The sequence below is a fragment of the Algoriphagus lutimaris genome (genome assembly GCF_017051705.1).
GTDB lineage: Bacteria > Bacteroidota > Bacteroidia > Cytophagales > Cyclobacteriaceae > Algoriphagus > Algoriphagus lutimaris.
This window is the reverse complement of the sequence record NZ_JAFIDJ010000001.1, coordinates 1,776,501-1,788,802: the sequence shown is the minus strand read 5'-3', so window position 1 is coordinate 1,788,802 and position 12,302 is coordinate 1,776,501. Positions and strand designations below refer to the sequence as shown.

Genomic DNA, 12,302 nt, shown 5'->3' with positions numbered 1-12,302 from the left:
CATGAAGTCTGTCCCCATTTTATTTTTAGCAATTTTATTGGTTTGTAGTCCCCGTGTTTATGCCCAAGTGGAAGACAAGGTATATAAAGACCATATTCAATCAGTAAGAATATTCCCTTTGGGACCGACTACTGGGAGCCAATTGGACGCTCCTGTTGTTTCAATTTTGGGTGGAAAACAACTTGTTTTGTTGTTTGATGATTTGGCTTATGATCCAGAATTGTATTCTGCCACCTTGATTCATTGTGATGCAGATTGGAAGCAGTCAGATTTAAAAAACAATGATTTTCTGGTCCCTTTTAATGAGTTTAATATTCAGGACTATGATTATTCGATAAACACCCGAATTCCATATATCCATTACAAGTTTAATATTCCTCAGGTGACTAAATCAGGAAACTATGTGGTCAAAGTTTATCGTAGAAGAGATCCAGATGATGTCATCCTAACCAAGAGATTCATGGTTTATGAGGATTTGTTGACAGTGGGAGCGGGCATAGTGCCACCGTCTCAAACAGCCAATACCCGGGGTCAGCAGCAAATAAACACGGTGGTAAATTACTCCAAAGTGGAGGTCATGAATCCCGAATCTCAGGTTAAAGTGATTATTAGACAAAATCAACGATGGGATAATGCCAAATACCTGACTAAACCTACTTTTATCAACCAAAGCTCAAAAACGCTCCGATACGAGGATTTTGATGGTGGGAACGCTTTTGATGCCAGTAATGAATTTCGGTTTGTTGATCTAAGGTTTATGAGAGCAACCGGACAGAATGTAGGTGCTATGCGAGTAGAAGAGGATGCTGTGTTTGGGGAATCCCTGGCAAATAAAAGAAGGCAGAATGAAGCCTACTCCCAATATTTGGACTTGAATGGCCAGTATATTGTGGATACAAATGATCGACCAGGGGGAGATCCGGAACTTGAAAGTCAATATGTATACATGACTTTTAATGTAGATATCCCCAAAGGAACTGAGCCTATTTATTTATTGGGATCTTTGACCAATTGGGGGAAAGCTCAAGAGGCAAAATTTGAATGGGATGAGAAGTTTCAGATCTATAGAACCTCCTTATTACTCAAGCAAGGTTGGTACGATTATCAGTTGGGTTACCTGAAGAATGGTGTTTTTGTAACGGAAACATTCGAAGGATCTCATTTCGAAACCGAAAACGTATATGAGGTATTTGTTTACCTCAGAGCGTTAGGATCCCGTTATGATCAATTGGTAGGCTATTCAGTTTTGCAGCCCAATCGAAGAAGGTTATAAAAAAAGCTCCCAGGTTATGGGAGCTTTTAAATGTATTAATCTTCAGTTTCAGTCTCTGAATCATTCTCTTCCGCTGCAGGGGCTACATTCTGCCTTACTCGCTCATTTGGCTTGTAAGGGACGAAACCTTCTCTTTTGAATTTGTAAGTTTTGGTTCTTGCTCCTGGAGGATGTGTTGCCAAATCTAACATGCCAAAACCTTTATGGGTAAAGGCACCAAGACCACATTTGAAGACAAAATCCTGTACTTCAGGTGCTGCATATAGAGTAAATGGTAGGGTGTAACCACGTACTTCATATTTCACGTCCATGTCGTACACTGCATAAATTCTTGCAAATTTCTTTTGTTGTTCCTTCAGTTTGTTTACATAAACCATATCAGGAACCACTTGAAATTTGAAGAACGATTCCATTTGTTCGGGAGTATACCAACCGGAACGCTCCATACGAGTCAATGTGGATTCGTACAATAGGTCAGAGAACTCATCACTGTCTGGACTGATAAATCTTTTACCAGCCTCCTCGTTGAATGCTGGAATGATCAGCACCAATGGTGAAATACAAACAAATTTATTGGAAGTCTCCAACTCTGGTTCAACTTCAATTTCAGTATATTCAGGGACTAAGATTAAATTTCCAAGCTCTACTTTTGGAGTAGCAAAAACCTGTTCTAATAGATAATCCATGAAATCCTCACTTTGTGAAGATAGTACAAGAGTGACAAGACTGGAATAATAGTGAAGACCACTTCTACTAACTTTGGTCTGTCCTTTTAGTCCAGAAAAGTTAAAGAAGTTGTAATTGTAAAATTCTTCTCGTCCACCTTTTACAATCAGTCCCTTTAGGAATTGGGCAAGGATATACTGATGATGGAAAGGCAAATAGGAGCCTTTGTTTTTTAGGGAAAATATAAGTCTAACTCTCACGGTGATTTAAAAATAAATTGAGACAATAGATAAATTAAAATATTTACGTTTTAGGGTGATTAAGAGGCAAAATTACAATTTTTTTCAAGAAAATGTTAAACATTAAACCTAAAATGCATGATATCGCCATCTTTGACCACATATTCTTTTCCTTCGATGGAAATCTTTCCATTTTCACGACACCCTGCTTCAGTTTTGAACTGTTGATAATCAGCTAGTTTAATGACTTCAGCTTTAATAAAACCCCTTTCAAAATCCGTATGGATTACCCCCGCGGCTTGCGGTGCTTTCCAACCTCTGACAATTGTCCAGGCCCTCACTTCTTGAACACCGGCAGTAAAGTAGGTGATTAGGTTCAATAACGAGTAAGCAGCAGCTATTAGTTTATTAAGTCCACTTTCTTCTAAACCATATTCTCCTAAAAACAGTTCTTTTTCTTCCAAATCTTCAAATTCAGCAATTTGAGATTCAATAGCTGCACAAAGAACGATTACTTCCGCATTTTCTTCTTTTACATTTTCTCTTAACTGATCCACATATTTGTTTCCAGTCAGAATGCTGTTCTCATCCACATTGGCAACATACAATACAGGCTTGATTGTCAATAAATGTAGATCTTTAACTGCCTCCAAGTCTTCTTTCTCTACTTCTACTGAACGTGCATTTTTCCCAGAGGTTAATGCTTCCTTGAAAAGTGTTAGGGTTTCTAACTCTTTTTTGGCTTTGGCATCCCCTGATTTGGCGATTTTTTCAGTCTTCAAGATTTTCTTGTCGATGGATTCCAGGTCCTTCAATTGAAGCTCTGTATCGATCACTTCTTTGTCAAAGATCGGGTCCACACTTCCCGCAACATGGACGATGTTTTCATCTTCAAAGCATCTGATTACATGGATGACAGCATCTACTTCACGGATGTTTGCAAGAAATTTATTTCCTAGTCCTTCTCCTTTACTAGCCCCTTTTACAAGACCAGCAATATCCACAAACTCGATCACAGTAGGGAGTACTTTTTGAGGATTAACCAGTTGTTCTAATATTTTAAGTCTATTATCAGGGACTGTGACTACTCCGACATTGGGTTCGATGGTACAAAAAGGGAAGTTAGCTGCTTCTGCTTTTGCACTGGAAAGAGCATTAAATAAAGTGGATTTTCCAACGTTTGGAAGTCCTACGATGCCACATTGTAAGGCCATTAATTAATTATTTAATTTTAAAGATTCTATAGGATTTATACCCTTGATAGAATTCTAAAATAGATACTCTAAAAATGGTATAAACTGGGATGGCAAAAATCATCCCGGTTACCCCGGCGATTTTTGCACCCGCAAAGATAACAACAAAAATTTCAAGGGGATGCGCTTTTACAGATTTAGAAAAAATCATGGGTTGTAAGAATACATTATCTGTCATTTGTACTATCCCAAAGACTGATATAATTTTTAATAAAAGGAAATTCAGTTCATGGTTTTGCGTGTATTCCCCAGTTGAAATCCCTACGATAATCCCAAAAGATGCACCTAGAATAGGACCTGCATAGGGTATTAGATTGGCTACAGCTGCAAAAAGTCCTATGGTCAAGGCATAATCTACCCCGACAATAGTGAGCCCAAAACTCGCAATGGAAAAGATAGCCAGCATTTGCAGCAATAGCCCGGATAAATAATTGGAAAGTAGTTTTTCAACCTTGGTAAAGGTGGCTACAGATAATTCGAAGTAGGGATTCGGAATTAAATTGAGCAGATTTCTTCTTAAGAGCCCGTTTTCAAGTAAGAAGAAAAAGGTGATAAATAAGATTGCCATCAAACCGATGAATAAACTACTGGTAATGTTTAATACATTAGATATAAAGGCCCCAAAATCAATTCCTTTGATGGTTTCTAATAATTGAGACCGTAGTTCTTCGAATAAATAGCCAGGTTGACTTTCTATAAGCTGATATCGGATCAGGAAATTTTCAATTTTTGAAACAGGGCCATAAACTTCTTGGTAAATAGTATTTAGATCCAGTTCACTCAGGATGATGATTTGGTTGTTGATGAGAGGTAAAAACAGGAAACTCAACAATACCAACAATAGGACTATAGAGGAATACGAAACCAAGATGGCTAACCATCTAGGGATATGTTGGCCTAAAAGGTGGAAGTCATTTAGCTGATTCGTCATCGGACGTAAGAGCGCAGCTAGAATAAGGGAAATAACTAGATATAGGGTGATATTTGAAAAATACCATCCGAATAATAGGAAGATGGTTATGAATAGAATTAGATAAATAAAAAAGCGTTGCATATCCGTTAAATAAAAAGGAGGCAAACTGCCTCCTCTAATATACTATTTCTGTCCTACAAAAAACTTTTGCTAAACAGTTTCTATTCCCATTTTAACTCATTGGAAGATTCCTCTTCCTCTTTTTCATATTGATCAAAATCAACATCTGGCAGTAGTTCATTTTTAACATGGTCTACTGACTCATTCAATGCTTCAACGAATTTGAAAAAATCTTCTTTATAAAGGAAAATTTTATGCTTTTCGTAAGAAAAAGAATCTCCATTGACTCTTCTTTTACTTTCGGTAATCGTTAGATAATAATCGTTAGCACGGGTCGATTTGATATCGAAAAAGTAGGTTCTCTTTCCTGCCTTCACTTTTTTCGAAAAGATTTCTTCCCTGTCGTAACCTCTTTGATCTTCCACAGTTCTTCTATTAATTAATTTTTGATAAAGATAAAATACGTTCTAAGATAAGACAATTCGGAGTTAGAAATCAAAGCTATTTTACACTTTTTTTCTAGAATTGGCTGATTTTAGGTGTAATAAGTTAAAAATCAGGGCTCAAATTAACCCTTGAAATTATTGCTTATTACTTTATTCACCATGCATTAGTGCTTTTTTTGCAAGCAATTCTTCCTCTGTCTCTACATGATCAGGGTCATCCACACAACAATCTACAGGGCATACTGCCGCACATTGAGGCTCCTCGTGAAAACCATTACATTCCGTGCATTTTGCTGTCACGATGTAATAAAACTCATCTGAAACAGGCTCCTGTGCTTCATTTGCATCCACAACAGTACCGTCTTCTAAGGTTACTTCTTTAAGAGATGTTCCTCCACCCCAAGTCCATTCTACTCCGCCCTCATAGATTGCAGTATTTGGACATTCAGGCTCGCATGCACCGCAGTTGATGCATTCGTCAGTAATCATTATTGCCATAACTCAAATATTTAAATCCAAAAGTAACAAGCCTTATTTGAAGAGACAATAAAAAAATGACATGGTCTTGAATTTATATTCATTCTTTCCTGCTCCTTCCTCCTAAAATCGGTAAATTCGCAGTTTTAAAAATACCTTATGATTTTATCCAAGAGAATAGAAGCATTTATCAAATTGGGACAAACCATTCAGAAGTTGGATGAGGAGACGAGAGAAGAACTGTACTGGAGATCCCAAAATGGGAATAATTGGTTTACCCAAGAATCGGTTTCTTCGGCCTTTGAAGGATTGGTATCCATGCTTCAAGAGGATAAGCTGAAAAAGTGGCTAGGTCAATATGAGATAAAAGAAGAGGTGGAGCCAAAATCAGTAGGGATTCTAATGGCAGGAAATATTCCACTGGTGGGTTTTCATGATTTGATGACTGTGTTGATATCGGGGAATAAAGCTTGTTTGAAATTAAGTTCCTCTGATACCTTTTTGATGAATTGGGTGATTAATCAACTCATTATTTTAGAGCCAGAGTTTGAATCCTTAATTTCTGTCGAGGAAATGCTTAAAGGGAAAGATGCTTATATTGCTACTGGAAGTGATAATTCGGCTAGATATTTTAATTATTACTTCGGGAAATACCCTAGTATAATCAGACAAAACCGAACTTCGATCGCCATTCTTTCCGGAGAAGAGTCTTCTGATGATTTGAGAAGTTTGGGGGAAGATATTTTTAAATATTTTGGATTGGGATGTAGGAATGTTTCCAAAATTTTTGTGAAATCTAAAGATCAACTCGAGTATTTATTGGATGCCATAGAAGGATATTCGTCTATAGCGAATCATCATAAGTATCACAATAATTACGAGTACAATAAATCTATCTATCTGGTCAATAATGAAGCTCATTTTGACAATGGGTTTCTGCTTCTTAAAGAATCTACAGAGCTGGTATCACCAATATCAGTACTTTATTATGAAACCTATGATTCTAAAAATGACCTATTGAAAAAATTGGAATCATTAAAAGGTAAGATTCAATGTATTGTCGCTGATTCTTCCTTTTGGGTAGGAGGAGTTCCTTTTGGATATGCCCAGCAACCGGAGCCTTGGGATTATGCTGACGATGTGGATACCTTGGAGTTTTTAATCGGGTTGAATTAGGAAGTTTTTGTTCCAAGGGGAAGTTGAATGCAAAAAGTGGTTCCTTTTCCTAATTCTGATCGAATTTCTAAAGAGCCATGGTTTTTAGCAATGTATTCATTCACTAAGATGAGTCCAAGCCCAGTACCTGATTCATTGTGCTGGCCTTTGGTCGTGAAAGAGATCCTGTTTCGAAGTTTAGTAAGATTTTCTTCAGATATTCCTGATCCATTATCCTCAATACAGATAGAAACGTGTTGATCTTCGGTTTTAGTTGACATCTTTATTATTCCATGAAGGCCGGAAAACTTAACAGCATTATTGAGCAGATTTCGAATTACCAGCTCAATCATGTTTTTGTCGGCCAGCACCCAAGCTTCTCTTTCTCCTTCTACTTTGATTTCAATTTCTTTCTCTTTTGCAATTCTTTCCAATAGGTTTTTTTGTTGAACCAATACAGGCTGGATATTAAAATCAGATAATTGTAAGAATTCACCTCGGATTTGAGAACTAGTCCATGCCAATAGGTTTTCAAGAAGTATGGCTACATTCTCCATGTTTTTTGAAATTTCAGGCATCATGGTCATAAATTCTTCTTGAGAAATTATTCCACTTTGGGTAAGGTGAATTAACTCTTTAACTCCAAAAATTGGCCCTTTAAGATCATGTGAGATAATACTGAAGTACTTATCCTTAAGGTTGTTAAGTTGCTGTAATTCCTTTGCCTGCGTCTGCAACTTTTCTTTTGTTAATACTTCTTCACTAATGTCCTCAAAGAGTAAAACTGACCCACTAAGAGATGACTTTCTTTCCAAAATCGGGATGCATTCAATCCTTATGACTTTCCTTTCATCGAAGGTTGCATCTTGAACCTCAATGAATTTGGGTTCATTCGATTGAATTAAATCAAGGATAACTTGATAATCCTTTAAAATCACTTTAAGGTTTTCCCCTGTTTTAACTGACTCAGGGTTTTTAAAAAATGCTTTAAGTGCAGGGTTGATGTCAACTATGTTCAAACTAGAGTCGATGACTAGTACGCCACGTGTAATGGTTTCGATAATTCGTTCTTTTGCAATAGGTTTGATACTAAATAAGTTGAACCGAATGATTGCAAAAGCTAAAATCAGATAAGTGAACAAGAAAGCATAAGGTGTTAAATCAATTTCAGAATAAACCCGGATGATGTCTAATTGATAAAAAAGGTTGATAAAAATGGGGACTATGCCAGCGACAAAAATGAATTTCGTCTGAGTTTTGTAAAAAGGGTCGGCGTTATGAAACCGCGTCCATAGTATGATCAAACCTATTACAAATGTGGCGTAGGTATAAAAAATGTTAACCAAATACCAAGGTCCTATAGTAATCTCTAAAACAGGGAAAGGTCCTTGATCATTAACTGCGGTTTGCACATAATGTAGATGATGAAAGTCATTGGTTAATAATATTAGGTAAGAAACTGCTGGAATTGCTCCTATTAAAAAGTAGATTAGTTTTAAAAATTTGGATCTCATTCCTGTATATTTCATACAGAAAATCAGCCAGAAAGCAGGGGTTGATAAAATTCCTAGGTATTCGAATTTTATGAACAATAGCATTGCTTCTTGTGTATTGCTCGATAATTCCAGCCCATAAAATAATCCCCAAATGGATGCAGAAAGCATGGTCAGAGCTATCCACCTTGTAGAATCCCCTAGTCTAATTGCTATAAATGTGGATAGCAATCCTACTAAAGCCCCTGAAATAAGGAGGGTAATCGAAAATGGATTAAGTACAAGTTCCATCTTGCGTGTCCACTGGAATACCTTTCAGCGGTTTTTTGGGTTTTGGTGGTGATTAATAGATAATAATAACTTTTAAATTTAAACTAAAAAAACAATCTTAAAATTGAATCCACCTAATAAGCAACAATTTTTCCCAACCCCCTTTGTTTTGGTTATTGGACTAACAATATTTTGTTTTAGTTGGGTAGTTATTTCTGATGGGGAACCGAATCAGACTTTTGGAGAAAAACTATTTTCTGCACTGGATTATTGGCAATCTGGTTTTTTTACTCTTTTAGGTTTTACTGTTCAAATGATGATGATATTGGTCTTTGGATATGCATTGGCCATAGTTAAACCCGTGAATAAAGTTTTAAAAACAATTGCCTCTATTCCTAAAAATTCTACTCAGGCTGTTTTTAGTACAGGTTTGATTACCATGCTTGCAGGTTTATTTAATTGGGGCTTTGGTTTGATTATAGGGGCTTTGTTGGCTCGCTATATGTCTTTAGCGTTAGATGAAAAGGGATTAAAATTCAATACTGCATTATTGGCTTCCGCAGGATATTTGGGAATGGCTGTATGGCATGGAGGGCTTTCAGGATCTGCCCCGCTGAAAGTGGCCGAGCCAAATCATTTTTTAGTGGATCAAATAGGGGTGATTGGAATGGATCAAACTGTGTTAAGCATTTATAACATAGGAGTTACTACAGGATTGATCATCGTATTCCTTGGTGTGCTATTAATTTGTGATCATTTTTTTACGGCAGCTCTTCGTGAAACCAAAACTAAACCCATGAAAAGCATCAAACCGGGGAAAACGTATCAACTCGGTGGTGTTTTAGGAGGAGGGATGTTATTGATTTTGGGGGTCAATTATTTTTTAAGTGCAAATCCAGAAAATTCCTCCATCAACTTAAACTTGGTGAATTTTTTCCTTTTTGGATTGACCTTGTTGGTATATAAATCCTTTAAACAATTTACGAAAGCAGTGACTTCTGGATTAAAAGTGTCGGCAGATATATTTATTCAATTCCCATTTTATGCAGGGATTTTGGGTTTAATGACCCAATCAGGGTTATTGGTTCAGTTATCAAATCAAATTGTCGATTATTCTAGCTCAGCCAATCTTCCCGTATTCACCTTTTTTTCGGCAGGATTAGTGAATGCGTTGATTCCATCAGGAGGTGGGCAATGGGCGGTTCAAGGACCGGTACTGATGGAAGCAGGAAAAGCACTGGGAGTCTCTTATGAAAAGTTGATTTTGGCCTTTTCTTATGGAGATCAACTGACGAATTTACTTCAGCCATTTTGGGCTTTGCCATTGTTGTCAATCACTGGAGTTAGGCCACAGGATATGTTCAAATATTGTTTTTTACTTTGCTTGGTTGGAACTATTTACTTGACTGTTGTCCTTTATATTATTCATTAATTGAATAAATAAGGTTTATAATGGTTTTAAATTAGGATAAACCCCTGTCTACAGCTTGTCTGTGGCTACCGATTATTGGGCTATATTTCTATATTTGCCTTCGATAAAACAGAACCTTTTAATACAACATAAAATACCTTTACAAATGGCATTTGATATAGAAATGATCAAGGCAGTGTATGCGAAGTATCCTGAGCGTATCGCAGCTGCCAGGAAGGTGGTGGGAAAGCCACTTACTTTAGCTGAGAAAATACTTTATGCTCACCTTTGGGAAGGAGATGCTACACAAAGCTTTGAAAGAGGGAAGTCATATGTAGATTTCGCTCCTGATAGAGTTGCCATGCAAGATGCAACTGCCCAAATGGCGCTTTTGCAGTTCATGCAAGCTGGAAAAGATAAAGTGGCAGTTCCTTCTACTGCACACTGCGATCACTTGATCTTGGCGCAAAATGGAGCACAAGCTGATTTGAAGAGCTCTCTTACAGCCAGTGGTGAGGTGTTTAACTTTTTGGAGTCAGTTTCCAATAAATATGGAATAGGGTTCTGGAAGCCAGGAGCAGGTATTATTCACCAAGTGGTACTAGAAAATTATGCATTCCCCGGAGGAATGATGATTGGAACAGATTCGCATACTGTAAATGCAGGTGGTCTTGGAATGGTTGCGATTGGTGTTGGTGGTGCAGATGCAGTGGACGTGATGGCTGGCATGGCTTGGGAATTGAAATTTCCTAAACTGATTGGTGTGAAGTTGACAGGGAAGATGAATGGTTGGACTTCAGCCAAAGACGTAATCTTGAAAGTAGCTGGGATTTTGACTGTAAAAGGAGGAACCGGTTGCATCGTAGAATACTTCGGAGAAGGAGCTAAATCGCTTTCGGCTACTGGTAAAGGTACCATTTGTAACATGGGTGCTGAGATTGGAGCTACCACATCCACTTTTGGATATGATGATTCCATGGAGCGTTATTTGAAGGCTACCGATCGTGCTGATGTTGCTGAGCTTGCAAATGCTGTAAAAGAACATTTGACTGGAGACGAAGAGGTTTATAACAACCCAGAAAAATACTTTGATCAAGTTATTGAAATTGATCTTTCCACTTTGGAACCACATATCAATGGTCCATTTACTCCAGATAGAGCTACTCCAGTATCTCAAATCCGTGCAGAAGCGGAAAAGAATGGATGGCCAACAAAAGTGGAGTGGGGATTGATCGGTTCCTGTACCAACTCTTCCTATGAAGATTTGTCAAGAGCTTCTTCTATTGCTCAACAGGCAGTAGATAAAAAATTGAAAACTAAAGCTGAATTTGGAATTAACCCAGGTTCTGAGCAAGTAAGATTTACTGCAGATCGTGATGGACTTTTGAAAATCTTTACTGATTTAGACGCCACTATCTTCACAAATGCTTGTGGACCTTGTATTGGACAATGGGCAAGAGCAGGTGCAGATAAAAAAGAGAAGAATACCATCGTTCACTCTTTTAATAGAAACTTCTCAAAACGTGCGGATGGTAATCCAAATACCCATGCATTTGTAACCTCACCTGAAATGGTGGCTGCTATCGCTATTTCCGGTGACTTAGGTTTTAACCCACTTACAGATACTTTGGTCAATGCTGACGGGGTAGAGGTGAAGTTAGATCCTCCAAAAGGTGATGAACTTCCAGAAAAGGGATTTGCTGTGGAAGATAATGGATACCAAGCTCCTGCTGAAGATGGAAGTGGAGTTGAAGTAGTAGTGAAGCCTGATTCTAATCGTTTACAGTTATTAGAACCATTTGCTCCATGGGATGGAAAAAATATTACTGGTGCAAAATTGTTGATCAAAGCTTTCGGAAAATGTACTACTGACCATATTTCAATGGCCGGTCCTTGGTTGCGTTTTAGAGGTCACTTAGATAATATTTCAGACAATTGCTTGATTGGTGCTGTCAATGCATTCAATGAGGCGACCAATTCTGTAAAAAATCAATTGACTGGTGAATATGGTCCAGTACCTGCAACTCAAAGAGCTTACAAAGCAGCTGGTGTTCCAACCATCGTGGTGGGTGACCATAACTATGGGGAAGGTTCTTCCAGAGAGCATGCAGCCATGGAGCCTAGACACCTAGGAGTGAAAGCAGTTTTGGTGAAATCTTTTGCGAGAATTCATGAGACAAACCTGAAGAAGCAAGGTATGCTGGCATTAACTTTTGCCAATGAAGCGGATTACGATAAAGTTCAGGAAGATGATACCATCAATTTCTTAGACTTAGATCAATTTGCGCCAGAAAAACCATTGACTCTTGAATTTGTTCATGCAGATGGTTCAAAAGACATTATTGTTGCGAACCATAGCTATAATGATGCACAAATTGATTGGTTTAAGGCAGGATCTGCGCTAAACTTGATTAAAGCAAAAGCTAAATAAGAGAACTTCTTAAAATTGGAAGCCGCAACATATTATGTTGCGGTTTTTTTATGCTCAAATGCTCTTATGTAATTAGTTTTGCTTGTTTCCATTCTATTCAAACTAAATTATTTCCATTTATCCTTGAATTTTGATTTCAGATTTTGAATTGAAAA

At 37.5% G+C, this 12,302-nt stretch carries 10 protein-coding genes; 4 read left to right on the top strand and 6 right to left on the bottom strand.

Features of this window, described 5'->3' with window-relative positions; all coding sequences use genetic code 11:
* The first annotated feature begins 1 nt into the window (after position 1).
* A complete protein-coding gene (locus tag JYB62_RS07360) occupies positions 2-1,273 on the top strand; it encodes a type IX secretion system plug protein (RefSeq protein WP_205644757.1) in 1,272 nt (423 codons plus the stop codon).
* A gap of 35 nt (positions 1,274-1,308) precedes the next feature.
* On the opposite strand, the gene cas6 is transcribed toward JYB62_RS07360, so the two are convergent.
* The 5 genes from cas6 to JYB62_RS07335 form a co-directional block, all read right to left on the bottom strand.
* The gene (cas6, locus tag JYB62_RS07355) at positions 1,309-2,199 is read right to left on the bottom strand and encodes a CRISPR-associated endoribonuclease Cas6 (RefSeq protein ID WP_205644756.1); all 891 of its coding nucleotides are present in this window, start codon (positions 2,197-2,199) and stop codon (positions 1,309-1,311) included.
* 95 nt (positions 2,200-2,294) lie between these two features.
* Complete coding sequence (gene ychF / locus JYB62_RS07350; RefSeq protein ID WP_205644755.1) at positions 2,295-3,392, bottom strand: redox-regulated ATPase YchF; 1,098 nt, start codon at positions 3,390-3,392, stop codon at positions 2,295-2,297.
* 7 nt (positions 3,393-3,399) lie between these two features.
* A complete protein-coding gene (locus JYB62_RS07345; RefSeq protein ID WP_205644754.1) occupies positions 3,400-4,485 on the bottom strand; it encodes an AI-2E family transporter in 1,086 nt (361 codons plus the stop codon).
* 80 nt (positions 4,486-4,565) lie between these two features.
* Complete coding sequence (locus JYB62_RS07340; RefSeq protein ID WP_074223506.1) at positions 4,566-4,889, bottom strand: DUF3276 family protein; 324 nt, start codon at positions 4,887-4,889, stop codon at positions 4,566-4,568.
* A gap of 171 nt (positions 4,890-5,060) precedes the next feature.
* Positions 5,061-5,408 carry a 4Fe-4S binding protein gene (locus JYB62_RS07335; protein WP_074223507.1) on the bottom strand — a complete coding sequence of 116 codons (348 nt, stop codon included), beginning with the start codon at positions 5,406-5,408 and terminating at the stop codon, positions 5,061-5,063.
* A gap of 138 nt (positions 5,409-5,546) precedes the next feature.
* Between JYB62_RS07335 and JYB62_RS07330 the strand changes: the two genes are divergently transcribed.
* On the top strand, positions 5,547-6,563 hold the full coding sequence (locus tag JYB62_RS07330; RefSeq protein ID WP_205644753.1) for an acyl-CoA reductase: 1,017 nt from the start codon (positions 5,547-5,549) through the stop codon (positions 6,561-6,563).
* On the opposite strand, the gene JYB62_RS07325 is transcribed toward JYB62_RS07330, so the two are convergent.
* Positions 6,560-8,326 (bottom strand): sensor histidine kinase, encoded by a 1,767-nt coding sequence (locus JYB62_RS07325; RefSeq protein WP_205644752.1) that lies wholly within the window; start codon positions 8,324-8,326, stop codon positions 6,560-6,562. The genes JYB62_RS07330 and JYB62_RS07325 overlap by 4 nt on opposite strands.
* Before the next feature lie 103 nt (positions 8,327-8,429).
* On the opposite strand from JYB62_RS07325, the gene JYB62_RS07320 reads away from it, so the two are divergent.
* Both JYB62_RS07320 and JYB62_RS07315 read left to right on the top strand, forming a co-directional pair.
* Positions 8,430-9,737 carry a TIGR00366 family protein gene (locus JYB62_RS07320; RefSeq protein ID WP_205644751.1) on the top strand — a complete coding sequence of 436 codons (1,308 nt, stop codon included), beginning with the start codon at positions 8,430-8,432 and terminating at the stop codon, positions 9,735-9,737.
* 145 nt (positions 9,738-9,882) lie between these two features.
* Positions 9,883-12,147: an aconitate hydratase gene (locus JYB62_RS07315; protein ID WP_205644750.1), complete on the top strand. Its 2,265-nt coding sequence runs from the start codon at positions 9,883-9,885 to the stop codon at positions 12,145-12,147.
* Positions 12,148-12,302: the final 155 nt, after the last annotated feature.

What these genes read in the sequence shown, in the direction of transcription:
- JYB62_RS07360 (WP_205644757.1), top strand. Translation starts at nt 2, where the DNA reads ATGAAGTCTGTCCCCATTTTATTTTTAGCAATTTTATTGGTTTGTAGT.
- ychF (WP_205644755.1), bottom strand. Translation starts at nt 3,392, where the DNA reads ATGGCCTTACAATGTGGCATCGTAGGACTTCCAAACGTTGGAAAATCC.
- JYB62_RS07345 (WP_205644754.1), bottom strand. Translation starts at nt 4,485, where the DNA reads ATGCAACGCTTTTTTATTTATCTAATTCTATTCATAACCATCTTCCTA.
- JYB62_RS07335 (WP_074223507.1), bottom strand. Translation starts at nt 5,408, where the DNA reads ATGGCAATAATGATTACTGACGAATGCATCAACTGCGGTGCATGCGAG.
- JYB62_RS07330 (WP_205644753.1), top strand. Translation starts at nt 5,547, where the DNA reads ATGATTTTATCCAAGAGAATAGAAGCATTTATCAAATTGGGACAAACC.
- JYB62_RS07325 (WP_205644752.1), bottom strand. Translation starts at nt 8,326, where the DNA reads ATGGAACTTGTACTTAATCCATTTTCGATTACCCTCCTTATTTCAGGG.
- JYB62_RS07315 (WP_205644750.1), top strand. Translation starts at nt 9,883, where the DNA reads ATGGCATTTGATATAGAAATGATCAAGGCAGTGTATGCGAAGTATCCT.